Genomic DNA, 17,543 nt, shown 5'->3' on the forward strand with positions numbered 1-17,543 from the left:
GCGATCTCGTCTGGTACTTTTCCGCGCCGCGAACTAGGGGCTTACGCTAGCCCGAGCTTGCGTCGTCGTCGCCTTCAGCGCGTCGCGCCGGAGCGCTTGCGGAATTCCCCGGGCGTCAGCTGCGTGTGCTTCTTGAAGAAGCGGCCGAAGTAGGCGTGGTCCTCGAAATTCAGCTGGAACGCGATCTCCGCGACACCCATGTCGGTGTTGCTCAGCAGGCGCTTGGCTTCCAGCACCAGCCGCTCGTGCACCAGCTGGCCGGCGGTCTTGCCCAGGGTGCGCTTGACCGCGTCGTTGAGTTGCCGCTCGGTCACGTGCAGGTGCGCGGCGTAGTCGCGCAGCGGGCCGAAGTCGAGGTAGTGCTGGTCGATCAGCAGTTTGAAGCGCTTGGTGAGTGCGTAGCTCTGCGGTGACGCGCCCTCGCGTGTCCGCTCCGGGTAGAGCCGGCGCAGGCGCGTCAGCAGCACCAGCAGGTAGGAGCGCACGATGTCCAGGCGCGCCTCGGCCCGCCCGAGCATTTCCTTTTCCATCTCGAGCAGCAGCGGCAGCAGTTCGTCGTGCTGCGCCTGTTCGAGGTAGAGCACCGGCGCGTCGGACGCCACATGGAAGAAGGGGTACTGCGCGATCTCGTCGGAGCGCGGGAACATCTGCACGAAGAACTCGGTGCTGAAGTTGATGACGAAGCCCTTGGGCTGCACCGTCGAGGCCCAGGCGTGCAACTGGCCGGGCGAGACGAAGAACACCGCATTGGCGCGCGCCTCGAAGCTCTCGAAGTCCAGCAGGTGCGTGCCGGCCGCCTCGCTCATCCACAGCAGGTGGTAGTAGTTGTGGCGGTGCGGGAAGCCGCGCGGGATGTCGGGCCGGTCTTCCAGCCGCACGAGGTCGAAATAGAACGCACCTTCCTCGCCGCTGAAGTCGGAGCTGTCGAAGATGGGAAAGTCGGAAGCGTTCACGGTGGCCAGGGAGCGAGAAAAGCCATTCTAGGAGGACGTTTCCGCCGTGCGAGCCCCCCGCATGGCGCGACAATTGCAACGTCATCGCCGGCCGAAGGGCCCGACCCCGGCCGACGCATATAGGCACTATCGGCGCAGTGGTATGAATGCGGTCCACCCAGCCCTTAAGTTCCAGTGTCGGCGGATGCCGACCCCCACAAAGAACGAGCCTGCCCCAGCGAACATGAGCCTCCCCCCGACCACCTCCCCCATCCGTTTCTTCCACCAGGGCCGCACGGTCGAGGTGGCGGGCGTGCATCCCACGCGCTCGGTGCTCGACTGGCTGCGCGAAGACGCCCACTGCACCGGCACCAAGGAAGGGTGCAACGAGGGCGATTGCGGTGCGTGCACGGTGGTGGTGGGCGAACTGGCGGCCGAGGGCACGCCCGGTGCTGTCGGCGGTTTGACGCTGCAGACGGTCAATGCCTGCATCCAGTTCCTGCCGACGCTGCACGGCAAGGCGCTCTTCACGGTCGAAGACCTCAAGAGCGGCCTGCTCAACGACGGCGGAAAGGCCCATGACGAGCGCCGTCACGACAAGCACCCGGTGCAGTGCCTGCATCCGGTCCAGCAGGCGATGGTCGACTGCCACGGCTCGCAGTGCGGCTTCTGCACCCCCGGCTTCGTGATGTCGCTGTGGTCGAGCTACGAGCACCATCGCGCCGCCAGCAGCGTGCCCACGCGCCAGCAGCTGGCCGACGACCTGTCGGGCAACCTGTGCCGCTGCACCGGCTACCGGCCGATCCTCGACGCCGGCCAGCGCATGTTCGACCTGCCGCCGATGCAGCTCGACACGCAGCCGGTGGTGCAGGCGCTCACGCAACTGCAGCGCGAAGGCAGCTTCGACTACGCGGCGGCCCGCGACGGCCGCACCGACCACTTCCATGCGCCCAAGACGCTCGACGACCTGGCCGCGCTGCGCGAGCGCGAGCCCCAGGCCCGCCTGCTGGCCGGCTCGACCGACATCGGCCTGTGGGTCAACAAGCAGTTCCGCGACGTCGGCGACCTGATCTACATCGGCGACGTGGCCGAGCTGAAGACGGTCGAGGCGCGCGGCGACACGCTGCACATCGGCGCCGGCGCCTCCCTCGAAGACGCCTGGCGTGCCCTGGCGCAGCGCGCGCCCTCGCTCACCGACGTGTGGCTGCGCTTCGCGTCGCCGCCGATCCGACACGCCGGCACCATGGGCGGCAACGTGGCCAACGGTTCGCCCATCGGCGATTCGCCGCCGGTGCTGATGGCGCTGGACGCGCAGATCGTGCTGCGGCGTGGCGCACAGGTGCGCCGCCTGCCGTTGACCGACTTCTACGTCGACTACATGAAGAACGAACTGGCGCCGGGCGAGTTCGTCCAGGGGCTGGAAGTGCCGCTGGCCGCGCTGCAGCGCCAGGTGCGGGCGTACAAGATCAGCAAGCGCTTCGACTGCGACATCTCGGCGCTGTGCGGCGGCTTCGCCCTTGCTCTCGACGGCGACGTGGTGAAGGAGGTGCGGCTGGCCTTCGGCGGCATGGCCGGCATCGTCAAGCGCGCCGCCAAGGCCGAGGCGGCGCTGGTCGGCCAGCCCTGGACGCAGGCATCCGTGAACGCGGCGAAGCAGGCGCTGGCCGACGACTTCCAGCCGCTGTCGGACATGCGCGCCTCGGCCGGCTACCGGCTGCAGGTGGCGCAGAACCTGATCCAGCGCCTGTGGCTCGAAACCCGCACGGCCGATGCGCTGCCGACGGACGCCACCAGCGTGTGGAGCGTGATGCCGCACGACGTGCTGCCGTCCGCCGCACAAGCCGTTCAAGGAGCCTGAGATGAACAAGCCCATCGACATCCAGTTCCTCAAGCCAGCCGAGCCCTTCGCCGACTATGAAGCCAACATCGCCGCGCGCATCGACCGCGGCGCCGAGGCCAAGGCGCAGGACGGCGGCGCGCGCGTCGGCATCAGCCGGCCGCACGAGTCGGCAGCGCTGCACGTCGCGGGCGAGGCCACCTACATCGACGACATCCCGGAACTGCGCGGCACGCTGCATTGCGCGCTGGGCCTGTCGACGGTCGCCAACGGCGTGCTCAAGGGCATGAACCTCGACGTGCTGCGCGCCCTGCCCGGCGTGGTGGCCGTGCTCTCGGCCGAGGACATCCCGGGCAGCAACGACTGCGGCTCGATCGTCCATGACGACCCCATTCTTTGCAGCGGCGAGATCCGCTACCTCGGCCAACCGGTGTTCGCAGTGATCGCGCACACGCGCGAGGTGGCCCGCCGCGTCGCCGCGCGCGCCAAGGAAGTGCTGACGATCGAGGCCGCCCCACCGGTGCTGACGCCGCAGGACGCGCATGCCAAGGGCCAGTACGTGGTGCCGCCGATGCACCTGTTGCGCAGCGCGAGCGCGCCCGGCGGCGACGAGCAGGCGGCGGTGCGCGCCGCCATCGCCGCCGCGCCGCACCGGCTGAAAGACACGCTGGAGGTCGGCGGCCAGGAGCAGTTCTACCTGGAAGGCCAGATCAGCTACGCGATTCCGAAAGAGGGCGGCGGCATGCATGTGCACTGCTCCACCCAGCACCCGACCGAGATGCAGCACCTGGTGTCGCACGCGCTGCACCTCAACGCCAACGAGGTGCATGTCGAATGCCGGCGCATGGGCGGCGGTTTCGGCGGCAAGGAATCGCAGTCGGGCCTGTTCGCCTGCGTGGCGGCGGTGGCGGCGAACAAGCTCAAGCGCCCGGTCAAGCTGCGGCTGGACCGCGACGACGACTTCATGGTCACCGGCCGGCGCCACTGCTTCTGGTATGACTACGAGGTCGGCTACGACGACGAAGGCCGCCTGCTCGGTGCGGAGATCACGATGGTCTCGCGCGCCGGCCATTCGGCCGACCTCTCGGGCCCGGTGATGACCCGCGCGCTGTGCCACTTCGACAATGCCTACTGGCTGCCCGAGGTGTCGATGCACGGCTATTCGGGCAAGACCCACACGCAGAGCAACACGGCCTTCCGCGGCTTCGGCGGGCCGCAGGGCGCGATTGCGGTGGAGAACATCCTCGACACGGTGGCGCGCCGGCTGGGGCGCGACCCGCTCGAGGTGCGGCGCATCAACTTCTACGGCAAGGACGAGCGCAACGTCACGCCCTACGCCCAGGTCGTGACCGACAACATCGTGCACGAGCTGGTGGGAGAACTCGAGGCCAGCAGCGACTACCGCGCGCGGCGCGACGCCATCGCGGCCTACAACGCGCGCAGCCCGGTGCTCAAGCGCGGCATCGCGCTGGCGCCGCTGAAGTTCGGCATCTCCTTCAACGTGCCGCACTTCAACCAGGCCGGCGCGCTGGTGCATGTCTACAACGACGGCTCGGTGCTGGTGAACCACGGCGGCACCGAGATGGGCCAGGGCCTGAACACCAAGATTGCCCAGGTGGTGGCGCACGAGCTGGGCGTGAGCTTCGAGTGCGTGCGGACCACGGCCACCGACACGACCAAGGTCGCCAACACCTCGGCCACCGCCGCGTCGACCGGCGCCGACCTGAACGGCAAGGCCGCGCAGGATGCGGCACGCCGGATCCGCGAACGCCTGGCGGCCTGCGCCGCCGCGCGCCACGGCGGCGAGGCGGCCGACGTGCGCTTCGCCAACGACAAGGTCGAGGTCAACGGCCGCACCCTGGGCTTCGCCACGCTGGTCGGCGAGGCCTACCTCGACCGCGTGCAACTGTGGTCCGACGGTTTCTATTCAACGCCGGGCCTGAGCTGGGACCGCGACACGCTCAAGGGCCGGCCGTTTTATTACTACGCCTACGGTGCGGCGGTGAGCGAGGTGGTCGTGGACACGCTCACCGGCGAATGGAAGCTGCTGCGTGCGGACATCCTGCACGATGCCGGCAAGTCCCTGAATCCGGCCATCGACATCGGCCAGGTCGAGGGCGCCTTCATCCAGGGCATGGGCTGGCTCACCACCGAAGAACTGGTGTGGCACCCGCAGAGCGGCAAGCTGACCACGCACGCACCGAGCACCTACAAGATCCCGACGGCCAACGACTGTCCGCCGGTCTTCAACGTGAAGCTGTTCGAGGGGCCGAACTTCGAGGACTCGATTCACCGCAGCAAGGCCGTGGGCGAGCCACCGCTGCTGCTGCCGTTCTCGGTCTTCTTCGCGATCCGCGACGCGGTGTCGGCGGCCGGCGACCACCGGATCGACCCGCCGCTGCGCGCGCCGGCGACCAGCGAAGCCATCTTGAATGCGATCACCGCCGTGCAGGCGGGTTGAGCGGCGGTATAACGCAGCGCAACCCCCGACAATGCTGCCCGCATGCGTGACCAAGCCCTCTTCGACAAGATCGACCTTCACCTCATCCGGGTCCTCCATACCGTGCTGACCGAACGCAGCGTCTCGCGCGCCGCTATCCGCCTGGGCATGTACCAGCCGGCGGTGTCGTCGGCGCTCAAGCGGCTGCGGGAGCTGTCGGGCGACCCGCTGCTGGTGCGCTCCGGCTCGGGCATGGTGCCCACCGATGCAGCGCTGCGGATGATCGAGCCGACCGCCAGCATCCTGCGCTCGGCCGAGGTGCTGTTCAGCGACGCGCGCGGCTTCGACCCGCAGACCGCCACCAACACCTTCCGCATCGCTGCGAGCGACTACCTCGACCCGCTCTTCCTGCCGATGTTCGTGACGCAGGTGAAGGCGCAGGCGCCGGGGTGCCGCATCGAGATCCATCCGCTGTCGCCCGATTCGAACTACCACGCGCACCTGTCGCTCGGCCATCTGGACCTGGTCATCGGTAACTGGCTCAAGCCGCCGGAGGACCTGCACATGGCCCGGCTGTTCGGCGACGAGATCGTGTCGCTGGTGAGCGCCGATCACCCCGCGACGCGCCGCGGCTGGGACGCCGACACCTGGTTGGCCGCCGAGCACATCGCGCCGACGCCACTGCACCCCGGGGCGCGCGGCATCATCGACCAGATGCTCGACGCGCAGAGCCTGCAGCGCAACATCACCGTGCGTTGCGCGCACTTCGGCCTGATCCCGGACATGGTGGCATCGAGCTTGCTGGTGCTGACCACCGGCCGCCAGTACTGCGAGCGCTTCACCGACCGGCTGCCGGTGAAGGTGCTGCCGTGCCCCGTCGACTTCCCGCGCCTCATGTACTACCAGCTGTGGCACGAGCGCACCCATGCGTCGAGTTCCGCGCGCTGGCTGCGCGACCGCATCAAGTCGGTGGCGGCGTCGCTGCGTGCGACGGCCGGTGCTGCCAAGGACATCCATTGAGATCGATCGAATGACAACCCCACGACTCCAACTCGCGCACATCACCAAGCGCTACCCGGCAGTGGTGGCGAACAGCGATGTGTCGCTGATCGTCCAGCCGGGCGAAACGCATGCCGTTCTCGGCGAGAACGGCGCCGGCAAGTCGACGCTGATGAAGATCATCTACGGCTCGGTCAAGCCCGACGAGGGCAGCGTGATGTTCAACGGCCAGCCGGTGAACGTGCGCAACCCGCAGGAGGCGCGGGCGCTGGGCATTAGCATGGTGTTCCAGCACTTCAGCCTGTTCGACACGCTGACCGTGGCCGAGAACGTCTGGCTCGGCCTCGACAAGCACCTGGCGCTGGCCGAGGTCACGCGGCGCATCACCGCCAAGGCGAGCGAGTACGGGCTCGACATCGACCCTTCGCGGCCGGTGCACACGCTGTCGGTCGGCGAGATGCAGCGTGTGGAAATCATCCGTGCGCTGCTCACCGACCCGCAACTGCTGATTCTCGACGAGCCGACCTCGGTGCTCACGCCGCAGGCGGTCACCAAGCTCTTCGTGGTGCTGAAGAAGCTGGCGTCGGAAGGCTGCAGCATCCTCTACATCAGCCACAAGCTGCACGAGATTCGCGAGCTGTGCACCGCCTGCACCGTGCTGCGCGGCGGCAAGGTCACGGGCGTGTGCAATCCGCAGAACGAAACGAACGAATCGCTGTCGCGCCTGATGATCGGCGCCGAGCCGCCACCGCTGCAGCACCGCGAGCTGAAGGCGGGCGCGGTGGCGCTGCGCGTCAAGGCGCTGACGCTGGCGCGCGAGGACCAGTTCGGTGTCGACCTCGACGCGGTGTCGCTCGACGTGCGCGCGGGCGAGGTCGTCGGCATCGCGGGCGTCTCGGGCAACGGCCAGAAGGAACTGCTCTATGCGCTCTCGGGCGAAGACACGCGTGCCGAGCCCGCGATGATCGAGGTCTTCGGCCAGGCGGCCGCGCGCTTCCGTCCGCGCAAGCGCCGTGCATTGGGCGTGCACTTCGTGCCGGAAGAGCGACTGGGCCGCGGCGCGGTGCCGACGCTCGGGCTCGCGCACAACATGCTGCTCACGCGCAGCAACGCGGTCGGCGCTGGCGGCTGGATCCGCACCGGACAGCTCGCCAAGCATGCGGGCGAGATCATCCGTCGCTTCAACGTGAAGGCGGGCGGGCCGCTGTCGGCGGCGCGCTCGCTGTCGGGCGGCAACCTGCAGAAGTTCATCGTCGGCCGCGAGATCGATGCCGACCCCAAGCTCTTCATCGTTTCGCAGCCGACCTGGGGCGTGGACGTGGGCGCGGCCGCGCTCATCCGCAACGAGATCCTTGCGCTGCGCGACGCGGGTTGCGCGGTGCTCGTCGTCAGCGAAGAACTCGACGAGCTGTTCGAGATCAGTGACCGGCTCTACGTGATCGCCAAAGGGCGCCTGTCGCCCTCGGTCGACCGCGCCGCGGCGACCGTGCCGCAGATCGGCGAATGGATGAGTGGCCTGTGGGATGCGCCGAGCACCACGGCCCAGGGTGTTCAGGAGATGGCCCATGCTTAAGCTCGAGCCCCGCCCTCAGCTGTCGCGCTTCTGGAGCTACGGCTCGCCGATCCTGGCGCTGGTCATCACGGTGCTGATCGGCGTCGCGCTGTTCGCGCTGCTCGGCAAGGACCCGGTCAAGGGCCTGGGCGTCTTCTTCTGGGAACCGATCAAGAACGGCTATGCGCTCGGCGAGCTGATGGTCAAGGCCACGCCGCTGCTCATCATCGCGCTCGGCCTGGCGGTGTGCTTCCGCTCCAACGTGTGGAACATCGGCGCCGAGGGCCAGTTCGTGATGGGCGCCATCGCGGCGGGCGGCGTGGCGCTGCTGGCCGACAAGGGCACCGGCCCGTGGATCGTGCTGCCGATCCTCATGGCCGGCATCCTCGGCGGCATGGTGTGGGCGGGCATCGTCGCCTTCCTGCGCGACAAGTGCAACGCCAACGAGATCCTCGTGAGCCTGATGCTGGTGTACGTCGCGACGCTGCTGCTGGGCTACCTGGTCTTCGGGCCGTGGAAAGATCCGATGGGCTACAACTTCCCGCAGACCAAGAACTTCGACGCGGTCACGCAGATCCCGCGGCTCATGAAGGGCTCGCGCGTGAGCATCGGCCTGGTCATCGCGCTGGTGGGGGCGGGCGTGCTGTGGATCTTCCTGTTCCGCACGCGGGCCGGTTTCGCGCAGCAGGTCGGCGGGCTGGCGCCGGCCGCGGCGCGCTACGCAGGCTTCTCGGCGCGGCGCGCGGTGTGGATCGCGCTGCTGACCTCGGGCGGCGCGGCGGGCCTGGCGGGTGCGCTGGAGGTGGCCGGACCCATCGGCCAGCTCACGCCTTACGTGCCGGCCGGCTATGGCTTCGCGGCCATCATCGTGGCCTTCGTCGGGCGGCTGCATCCTGTCGGCATGATCTTCTCGGCCATCCTGATGAGCATGTTCTACATCGGCGGCGAGCTGGCGCAGTCGCGCCTGGGCCTGCCCAAGTCGCTCACCGGCGTGTTCCAGGGGCTGCTGCTGTTCTCGCTGCTGGCCTGCGACACGCTGATCGCCTATCGCATCCGCCGCAAGACCGCCGTCAAGGCGGTGCCCGCCATGGCGAGCACTGCGTCACTGCAGGCCAGCACGCCGTTGACCGCACCGGTCGCCAGAACCACCGAGGGGACCGTCTGATGGACTCGTACGCATTGCTTATCGGCTCGGCGCTCAGCGCCGGCACCGTGCTCGCCATCGCCGCGCTCGGCCTGCTCATCAACGAGAAGGCCGGCATCGTCAACCTCGGTGCCGAGGGCATGATGCTCTGCGCTGCCATCGCCGGCTTCGCGACGGTGGTGGTCACCCGCAACCCGTGGCTCGGATTTCTCGCTGGCATGGCGGCCGGCGCGGTGCTCGCCGCCATCTTCGGCGTGCTGGTGATCTGGCTCAACACCAACCAGTACGCGACCGGGTTGGCGCTCAGCCTGTTCGGTGTCGGTTTTTCGGCTTTCGTCGGCATCGGCTTCGTGCAGGCCAAGCTGCCGGAGAGCATGTCGTACGCGATCCCGGTGCTGGCCGACATCCCGCTCGTCGGCCCCGCCTTTTTCCGGCACCACCCGATGGTCTATTTCGCCGTCGCGCTGACCATCGGGCTGATCTGGTTCCTGTACCGCACGCGTGCCGGCCTGGTGCTGCGCTCGGTGGGCGAGTCGCCCGAATCGGCGCATGCGCTGGGCTACCCGGTGCGACGCATCCGCTTCATGGCGGTGGTCGCGGGCGGCGCGTTGTGCGGCCTGTCGGGCGCGTACCTGTCGACGGTCTACACGCCGCTGTGGGTCGAAGGCATGGTGGCCGGCCGCGGCTGGATCGCGCTGGCGCTCACCACCTTCGCGACCTGGCGGCCGATGCGCGTGCTGCTGGGCGCCTACCTGTTCGGTGGTGTGTCGATGCTCGGCTTTCACCTGCAGAGCACCGGGGTCGATGTGCCCAGCCAGTTCCTGAGCATGCTGCAGTACATCGCGCCGATCGTGGTGCTGGCCTTGATCTCGCGCAACCCCGCGTTCATCCGCATCAACATGCCCGCTTCCATCGGAAAACCCTTTTACCCCGGAACATAATGTGGCCCACCCCCGTATCGGCTCACTTCGTGTAGCCGAGCCCCCCCTCAAGGGGGCAACACCAGCGGCCCGGCAAAGCCGGTTCCGCGGTGTTCGCGATTTGGCCGCACCGGTTTCGACCACCGCAGTTTCTCTTGATGTTTCGCCAACCTGTCCTTCGAGGATCTCGACAATGAATGATTTGAACAAGCGCTCCCTGCTCAAGCTGGCTGCCCTCACGGCCGTCGCCTCCGCTGCCCTCATCGGCTGCGGCAAGAAGGAAGAGGCGGCGGCACCTGCTGCAGCGCCCGCACCTGCACCCGCCGCCGCTGCCGCGCCTGCACCGGCCGCGCCGCTGAACATCGCATTCGCCTACGTCGGCCCGGTGGGCGATGGCGGCTGGTCCTTCGCGCACGACAACGGCCGCAAGGCGATCGAGAAGGAATTCGGCGACAAGATCAAGACCACCTTCGTCGAAAGCGTGCCCGAGTCGGCCGACGCCGAGCGCGTGTTCCGCGATCTGGTGGGCCAGGGCAACAAGCTGGTCTTCGGCACCACCTTCGGCTACATGGAGCCGATGCTCAAGGTCGCTGCCGACAACAAGGAGATCAAGTTCGAGCACGCCACCGGCTACAAGACGGCCGAGAACATGCGCACCTACGACAGCCGCACCTACGAAGGCGCGTACATGGCCGGCATCATCGCGGGCTCGATGACCAAGTCGAACACGCTGGGCGTGGTCGGCTCGGTGCCGATCCCCGAAGTGCTGCGCAACATCAACAGCTTCACGATGGGTGCGCAGTCGGTCAACCCGAAGATCACGACCAAGGTGGTGTGGGTGAACGAATGGTTCAGCCCGCCGAAGGAAACCGAAGCGGCCACCGCACTCATCAACGGCGGTGCCGACGTGCTGTTCCAGAACACCGATTCGCCGGCCGTGCTCAAGACCGCGCAGGAGAAGGGCAAGCGCGCCTTCGGCTGGGATTCGGATATGACGGCCTACGGCCCGAAGGCCCACCTGGCATCGGCCGTCATCAACTGGGGCCCGTACTACATCAAGGCCACCAAGGACGCGCTCGAAGGCAAGTGGGCGACCGGCTCGAGCTGGTGGGGCGTGAAGGAAGGCGCCATCGACATCGTGTCGATCGCCGACGACGTGCCCGCCGACATCAAGACCAAGGTCGAGACCGTCAAGGCCGGCCTGAAGGACGGCAGCTATTCGATCTGGAAGGGCCCGATCGTCGGCCAGGACGGCAAGGAGCTGATCGCTGCCGGCGCGGTGGCGGACGACAAGTTCCTCTCGGGCGTGAACTTCTACGTCAAGGGCGTCGAAGGCAAGGTGCCGGGCGGCGAGAAGAAGTAAGGCGCATTGCGCTGATCAAGAGGCCGCCTTCGGGCGGCCTTTTTCTTGGGCGGGCCGCCCTGTGCTCAACGCGTCTCGAACCCTTCGCCCGGCGTCAGGGGCGCGTGCCGGTAGCTCGCCGGTGTCCGGCCGAGCTTCACCGGGGCGCCGATGCCGCGGTAGCCGCCGGGCAGCTCGACCACCATGCCGCGGTGCGCCGTGTGCGGATGGGCCAGGGCCGCATCCACCCCCAGCACCGGCGCGGCGGGTACCCCGGCTGCCATGAGCGTGTCGACCAGCGTGTGGCCATCGAACTCCTTCATGGCCGCCTCGAGCGTTGCCTTGAGCGTGTCGCGGTTCACCGAGCGCTGGCCGGCTGTCGCGTAGCGCACGTCCTCGATCAGTTCCGGCACGCCGATGCAACGGCAGAAGGCCGCGAACTGGCCGTCGTTGCCCACGGCGACGAACACCGGCTCGGTCCCGGTGGCCAGTGCGTCGTAGGGGTAGATGTTGGGGTGCGCATTGCCGGTGCGGCGCGGCGCCTTCCCGTCGACGAACCAGTTGGCCGCGTGGGGATGCAGCAGCGACAGCCCGCTGTCGTAGAGCGCGGCTTCCACGAACTGCCCGTGGCCGCTGCGCTGGCGCTCCTGCAAGGCCAGCAGCACACCGATCACGGCGTTCAGGCCGGTCACCATGTCGACCACCGGCAAGCCGACGCGCAGCGGCCCGCCGTCGGCTTCGCCGTTCACGCTCATGATGCCGGTCATGGCCTGGACGGCCGCGTCGTAGCCGGGCAGGGCACCCAGCGGGCCGTCGGCACCGAAGCCCGACACGCGGCACCACACGAGCCGCGGGAAGCGCTGCGACAGCGTTTCGTAGCCGATGCCCCAGCGTTCCATGGTGCCGGTCTTGAAGTTCTCGATCAGCACATCGGCCTCGGACACCAGCGCGAGCAGCGCCTCGCGGCCTTCGGCGCTGCCGAGGTCCAGGTGCATCGTCCGCTTGTTGCGGTTGAGCCCGTGGTAGTACGACGCCACACCGTCCTTGAAGGGTGGTCCCCAGGTGCGCGTGTCGTCGCCCTGGGGCGGCTCGACCTTGAGCACGTCGGCGCCATGGTCGCCCAGGATCTGGCCGCAGTACGGGCCGCCGAGGATGCGCGAGATGTCCAGCACGCGGATGCCGGCCAAGGCGCCGGTCGATGAGGAAGGCGATGCAGTCATGGCGTGTCAGTCGAGCTGGGCGCCAGCCTGCTTCACCACGCCGGCCCACTTGCTCATCTGCGCCTGGATGAACTTGCCCAGCTGCTGCGGCGTGGACGCGGGTGCGGGTTCCAGGCCCTGCGAGGCGAAGAGCTGCTTGACCTTCGGCGTGTCCAGCACTTCGACGAAGGCCTGGTTGAGTTTGGCGACGCGGTCCGGCGGCGTGCCGGCCGGCGCGACGATGCCGAAGAAGACGCTCACGTCGTAGCCGGGCACCCCTTGCTCGGCGACGGTCGGCACGTCCGGCAGCGCCTGCGAGCGCTCGGTCGTGGTCACGCCCAGCGCGCGCAGCTTGCCGGTCTTGACGTAGGGCAGCGCGGTGAGCACGTCGGTGAAGCTCATGCTGACCTGGCCGCCGAGCAGATCGTTCAACGCCGGGCCCGTGCCCTTGTACGGAATGTGCTGCAAGTCGATGCCGGCCGAGGCGTTGAACAAGACGCCCGCCAGGTGCGACGACGCGCCGTTGCCCGACGAGGCATAGCTCAGCTTGCCCGGGTTGGCCTTGGCGTAGGCGATTAGTTCCTTCACGTTCTTCGCCGGCACCGCCGGGTTGACCACCAGGATGTTCGGGAGGTGGCCGACCTGGATCACCGGCGCGAAGCTCTTGACCGGGTCGTAGCTGATCTTGCGGTAGAGGCTGGCGTTGATGGCGAGCGGGCCCGAGGTGCCGAACAGCAGCGTCTGGCCGTCGGGCGTGGCGCGCGCCACGTACTCGGCGCCGATGTTGCCGCCGGCACCGGCACGGTTCTCCACGATCATCGGCTGGCCGAGGCGGTCCTTCATCTCGGCGGCGAGCGTGCGCGCCATCGCGTCGGTCGGCCCGCCCGGCGGGAACGGGATCACGAGCACGATGGGCTTGTCGGGGAAGGTGTCCGCGTGGGCCATCGGCATCAGGGGCAGGGCGGTGGCGGCAAGCACCAGGGTGGCGAGAAGTCGCATGGTTGTGTCTCCGTTCTTTGGGTTGAAAAGGGTTCAGGCCGCGACGGGCGCCGGGCTCGCGGCCGTCCAGTCGTGCGGCACCTCCGAAGCGGCCAGCGGGTCGCGCGGCAGCACGCGGTGCAGCAGCACCGCTTGCGCCCACGCGATGCGCTGGGCCGAGCCGCCGCGCACGCCTTCCCAGGCCATGGCGATGGCACTGACCACGTGGTAGAGCGCCGATGCGGCCTGCCGCGCGAGGCGGTCGCCGCCGTCGTCCGCCGCACGCAGCGCCAACGCGGCAGCCCGCGCAAGCGCATCGCGCAGCGCGGCAGCGAAGGCGGGCGCCAGCGGGGCGTCGTCGATCAGTGCCTCGAAGTGCGCCTGGAGGACCGGCAGCGAACCCTCGCGCTTCACCGCGCGGATCACGTCGAGCGCGACGATGTTGCTGGTTCCCTCCCAGATCGAGCCCAGGTGCGCGTCGCGCAGCAGCCTTGGGTCGCTCCACTCCTCGATGTAGCCGCAGCCGCCCCGCACTTCCATGGCGTCGCCGGTCACCTTGCGGGCGTCGCGGCAGGCGCGGAACTTGATCAGCGGCGTGAGGATGCGCAGCAGCGGGTAGGCGGCCGTCTCGCCGCCGTCGGAGCGCGCCAGCGCCTGCGCGGTCTGGAACACCATGCTGCGCGCCTGCTCGGCCGGCAGCCGCAGCTTCTGCAGCTGGCGCTGCATCAGCGGCATGTCTTCCAGGCGCTTGCCGAAGGCATGGCGCTCGTGCGCGATGTACTCGGCCTCGGCCACGGCGCGGCGCATCAAGCCGGCAGCGCGCACGCCGTTCGACAGCCGCGAGTTGTTCACCATGTCGGCCATCTGCACGAAGCCGCGGCCCTGTTCGCCGACCAGGTAGGCGAGCGCGCCTTCCAGGCGGATCTCGCCGCTGGCCATCGAGCGCGTGCCCAGCTTGTCCTTCAGGCGCAGGATGCGGTAGTGGTTGGCACTGCCGTCGTCCAGTCGTCGCGGCAGCAGGAAGAGCGACACGCCCTTGAGCCCCGGTGCGCCGCCGTCGACGCGGGCCAGCACCATCGCGAAATCGGCGTCGGGGTTGGAGCAGAACCACTTGTCGCCGCCGAGCCGCCACTGGCCCTGTTCGTCCTGCCAGGCGCGGGTTTCGGTGGCGGCGATGTCGGAACCGGCCGCCTGCTCGGTCATGAACATCGCGCCCTGGGCGAGGGTGTCGAAGTCGAGCGATTGAAAGCGGGGCATGAAGCGCTCGACCAGCTCCGGGCTGCCGAACTTCTTGAGCGTGCGGGCCAGCGAATCGGTCATCGACACGGGGCAGCACAGGCCGAACTCGGCCTGCACGAAGAGGTAGGTCAGCACGTACTTGACCAGCGGCGGCATGCGGCCCTTCCAGCCCAGCGTCTCGTCGCGGTGCGACATCGCGGCCAGGCCGAACTCGCTGAGCGCGAGCCGTTCCATCTCGACGTACGCCGGGTGCTTGTGCACCTGCGCATCGTCGATGCCGGTGCGGGTGCGCAGCGTGAGCGTGGGCGGATTCTGGTCGGCGGTGTGCGCCAGCTCGTCGAGCCGGCCACCGGCCAGCGCGCCGAGCCGTTCGAAGTGCGGGCGCATGTGCGACAGCAGATCGGCCGGCAGGTAGAGCGCCAGCAGCGTGTGCAGTTCGGCGTCGTGCGCGTAAAGGCTGCGGCCGTGGCGGTCGGGCACGGGATGGACGGCAGCGCCGTTGGCGATGTGGCGGGTCATCTTGTCTCCTTGTCCGCCCATTCTTCGTTGCGGATCGATTCCTGTCTAATATCGAATAGGTCTTGATCGATCCGATCTGACTATCGTTGGAAGGTCCTGTCATGGAGCTGCGCCACCTGCGCTATTTCGTCGTGCTGGCCGAGGAGCTGCACTTCGGCCGGGCCGCACGACGCCTGGCCATCTCGCAGCCGCCGCTGAGCGTGGCCATCCGCCAGCTCGAGGCATCGGTCGGCGCGCAACTGTTCGAACGCAACAGCAAGGCGGTGCGCCTGACGGCGGCAGGGCAGACCCTGCTGGCCTCGGCCCACACGCTGCTGCGCGATGCGCAGGAGGCGGCGACCGAAGCCCGGCACGTGGCCGAGGGTTCCGCCGGCCGGCTCCGCATCGGCTTCGTCGGTGCCATGCTCTACCGCGGGCTGCCGCAGGCCCTGCAGCGCTTCCAGGCGGCGCACCCGGCGGTGCGCGTGACGCTGACCGAACTCAATTCCGGCGAGCAGATGGCCGAGCTGCTGCACGACCGCCTGGATGTCGGCTTCGCCCACACGCGCCGCGTGCCGTCGGAGCTGCAGTGCCGCCTGCTGGTGTCGGAGCCCTTCGTCGCCTGCCTGCCGGCCGGGCACCCGCTGGCGCGGAAGCGCAAGGTCGCGGTCGCCGATCTGCGTGACGAGTCCTTCGTGCTGTTCTCCCGCAGCGCGTCGCCCGACTACCACGCGCGCATCCTGTCGATCTGCGGCGACGCCGGCTTCTGGCCCGAGGTGCGGCAGGAGGTGCGCCATTGGCTGGCCGTGGTGTCGCTGGTGTCGCAGGGCATGGGCGTGGCGCTCGTGCCCGACGCGATGCGGCATTGCGCGCTGCCCGGTGCGGTGTTCCGTCCGCTGGAGGGCACGCGCACGCTGTCGGAGGCCTATGGCCTCTGGCCACTGGCGTCGCGCAACCCGCTGGTCCCGCGCCTGCTCGACGAGGTGGTCGGCGCGCGCGTCGAACTCCCCGCTACTTCTGGGGCCCCAGCCGATCCACCAGCACCGCGCTCGCGTCGTTGAGCCCGATCACCTCGACCGTGCTGCCGTGCTTCTGCAGCCGCTGCACCGCCTTGTCGAGCGCGGCGACGGCGGTCACGTCCCAGAAGTGCGCCTGCGTCACGTCGATGCGCACCGGGCGGCCTTCGGTGTCGAGGGTGTCGAAGGCGTCGACGAACACATCGGCCGAGGCGAAGAACACCTGCCCGGTGACGCGGTAGATGCGCATGCCGGTGGCCGGGTCATCCTCGGCGTGGACAGCGAGCAGGCGCGACACCTTGAAGGTGAAGAACACGCCGCTGAGCATCACGCCGACGGCCACGCCGGCGGCCAGGTTGTCGGTTGCGACAGTGACCACGACCGTGGCCAGCATCACCGCGCTCGACAGGCGCGGATGCCGCACCACGCTGCGCAGCGACCCCCAGTCGAAGGTCGAGGCCGACACCATCACCATGATCGCGACCAGTGCCGCCACCGGCACCTGCGACACCCAGGGCTTGAGCAGCACCATCAGGATGAGCAGGAAGACGCCGGCGAACAGCGTCGACAGCCGCCCGCGTCCGCCGTAGCGCACGTTGCTTACCGTCTGGCCGATCATCCCGCAGCCGGCGATGCCGCCGAAGAAGCTGGCGGCGATGTTGGCCAGACCCAGGCCGCTGCATTCGCGGTTCTTGGAGCTGGGCGTGTCGGTGAGCTCGTCGACCACGCTGGCGGTCATCATCGATTCGAGCAGGCCGACCATCGCGATGGCCAGCGCGGGCAGCGCGATGAGGCGCAGGGTGTCGAGCGTGAAGGGCACGTCGAGCCACGCGAACACCGGCAGGGCGTCGGGCAGGGTGCCGAGGTCGGCCACGGTCTTCAGCGGCAGGCCGAACCACGATGCGATCACGGTCAGCACCACGATGCAGACGAGCGGCGAGGGCACCGCCGTCGTGAGGCGCGGCAGGCCGTAGATGATCACCAGCCCGAGCCCGACCATGCCCCAGGTCGCGGCGTTCGCGCCCAGCAGGTGCGGCATCTGCGCTGCGAAGATGAGGATGGCCAGCGCGTTGACGAAGCCGGTGCGCACCGACGACGACACGAAGCGCATCAGCACGCCCAGCCGCAGCAGGCCGAACAGCACCTGCACCAACCCCGCTAGGACACCGGCCGCCAGCAGATAGGGCAGGCCGTGCGACTGCACCAGCGGCGCGGCCACCAACGCGACAGAGCCGGCAGCGGCCGAGATCATGGCTGGACGCCCGCCGGTGAAGGCGATCACCAGGCTGATCATGAAGGACGCGAACAGCCCGACAGACGGGTCGACGCCCGCCACGAATGAAAAAGCGATGACTTCGGGAATGAGCGCGAAGGTGGCGACGGCGCCGGCCATCAGCTCGCGGGGAATGCTGGGCGCCCATTCGGCGCGAAGGCGGTTCAGTGGCAT

The 17,543-nt window shown here is 68.8% G+C and carries 13 protein-coding genes; 8 read left to right on the forward strand and 5 right to left on the reverse strand.

All coding sequences use genetic code 11. From position 1 onward, the window contains the following. Positions 1-74: 74 nt before the first annotated feature. Positions 75-953 (reverse strand): helix-turn-helix domain-containing protein, encoded by an 879-nt coding sequence (locus ACSFA0_RS16775; RefSeq protein WP_435451404.1) that lies wholly within the window; start codon positions 951-953, stop codon positions 75-77. A gap of 223 nt (positions 954-1,176) precedes the next feature. Here ACSFA0_RS16775 and xdhA point away from each other — a divergent pair, with 223 nt between their 5' ends. The 7 genes from xdhA to ACSFA0_RS16810 all read left to right on the forward strand — a co-directional run bounded on the left by xdhA (position 1,177) and on the right by ACSFA0_RS16810 (position 11,187). Further along, positions 1,177-2,790, forward strand: coding sequence for a xanthine dehydrogenase small subunit (gene xdhA, locus ACSFA0_RS16780; RefSeq protein WP_435451405.1), 1,614 nt, complete (start codon positions 1,177-1,179; stop codon positions 2,788-2,790). A gap of 1 nt (position 2,791) precedes the next feature. Continuing rightward, the gene (gene xdhB, locus ACSFA0_RS16785; protein ID WP_435451406.1) at positions 2,792-5,230 is read left to right on the forward strand and encodes a xanthine dehydrogenase molybdopterin binding subunit; all 2,439 of its coding nucleotides are present in this window, start codon (positions 2,792-2,794) and stop codon (positions 5,228-5,230) included. Between the two features lie 42 nt (positions 5,231-5,272). Continuing rightward, positions 5,273-6,229 (forward strand): LysR family transcriptional regulator, encoded by a 957-nt coding sequence (locus ACSFA0_RS16790; RefSeq protein ID WP_435451407.1) that lies wholly within the window; start codon positions 5,273-5,275, stop codon positions 6,227-6,229. 10 nt (positions 6,230-6,239) lie between these two features. Beyond that, complete coding sequence (locus ACSFA0_RS16795; protein ID WP_435451408.1) at positions 6,240-7,781, forward strand: ABC transporter ATP-binding protein; 1,542 nt, start codon at positions 6,240-6,242, stop codon at positions 7,779-7,781. Next, positions 7,774-8,925, forward strand: coding sequence for an ABC transporter permease (locus tag ACSFA0_RS16800; protein ID WP_435451409.1), 1,152 nt, complete (start codon positions 7,774-7,776; stop codon positions 8,923-8,925). Before ACSFA0_RS16795 ends, ACSFA0_RS16800 begins: the two co-directional genes overlap by 8 nt. After that, the gene (locus ACSFA0_RS16805) at positions 8,925-9,845 is read left to right on the forward strand and encodes an ABC transporter permease (protein ID WP_435451410.1); all 921 of its coding nucleotides are present in this window, start codon (positions 8,925-8,927) and stop codon (positions 9,843-9,845) included. Before ACSFA0_RS16800 ends, ACSFA0_RS16805 begins: the two co-directional genes overlap by 1 nt. Before the next feature lie 172 nt (positions 9,846-10,017). Then, positions 10,018-11,187 (forward strand): BMP family ABC transporter substrate-binding protein, encoded by a 1,170-nt coding sequence (locus tag ACSFA0_RS16810; RefSeq protein WP_435451411.1) that lies wholly within the window; start codon positions 10,018-10,020, stop codon positions 11,185-11,187. A gap of 65 nt (positions 11,188-11,252) precedes the next feature. On the opposite strand, the gene ACSFA0_RS16815 is transcribed toward ACSFA0_RS16810, so the two are convergent. Genes ACSFA0_RS16815 through ACSFA0_RS16825 form a run of 3 tightly spaced genes read right to left on the reverse strand, consistent with a single transcriptional unit; the run spans position 11,253 to position 15,101 of the window. After that, the gene (locus tag ACSFA0_RS16815) at positions 11,253-12,386 is read right to left on the reverse strand and encodes a CaiB/BaiF CoA transferase family protein (RefSeq protein ID WP_435451412.1); all 1,134 of its coding nucleotides are present in this window, start codon (positions 12,384-12,386) and stop codon (positions 11,253-11,255) included. Between the two features lie 6 nt (positions 12,387-12,392). Then, positions 12,393-13,364: a Bug family tripartite tricarboxylate transporter substrate binding protein gene (locus tag ACSFA0_RS16820; RefSeq protein ID WP_435451413.1), complete on the reverse strand. Its 972-nt coding sequence runs from the start codon at positions 13,362-13,364 to the stop codon at positions 12,393-12,395. A gap of 33 nt (positions 13,365-13,397) precedes the next feature. Beyond that, positions 13,398-15,101: an acyl-CoA dehydrogenase family protein gene (locus ACSFA0_RS16825; RefSeq protein ID WP_435451414.1), complete on the reverse strand. Its 1,704-nt coding sequence runs from the start codon at positions 15,099-15,101 to the stop codon at positions 13,398-13,400. A 101-nt stretch (positions 15,102-15,202) separates the two neighbouring features. Between ACSFA0_RS16825 and ACSFA0_RS16830 the strand changes: the two genes are divergently transcribed. Continuing rightward, positions 15,203-16,141 carry a LysR family transcriptional regulator gene (locus tag ACSFA0_RS16830; protein WP_435451415.1) on the forward strand — a complete coding sequence of 313 codons (939 nt, stop codon included), beginning with the start codon at positions 15,203-15,205 and terminating at the stop codon, positions 16,139-16,141. Here ACSFA0_RS16830 and ACSFA0_RS16835 read toward each other — a convergent pair. Beyond that, the gene (locus ACSFA0_RS16835) at positions 16,092-17,543 is read right to left on the reverse strand and encodes a SulP family inorganic anion transporter (protein WP_435451416.1); all 1,452 of its coding nucleotides are present in this window, start codon (positions 17,541-17,543) and stop codon (positions 16,092-16,094) included. The genes ACSFA0_RS16830 and ACSFA0_RS16835 overlap by 50 nt on opposite strands.

The organism is Variovorax restrictus, from assembly GCF_051216715.1.
Lineage (GTDB): Bacteria > Pseudomonadota > Gammaproteobacteria > Burkholderiales > Burkholderiaceae_C > Variovorax.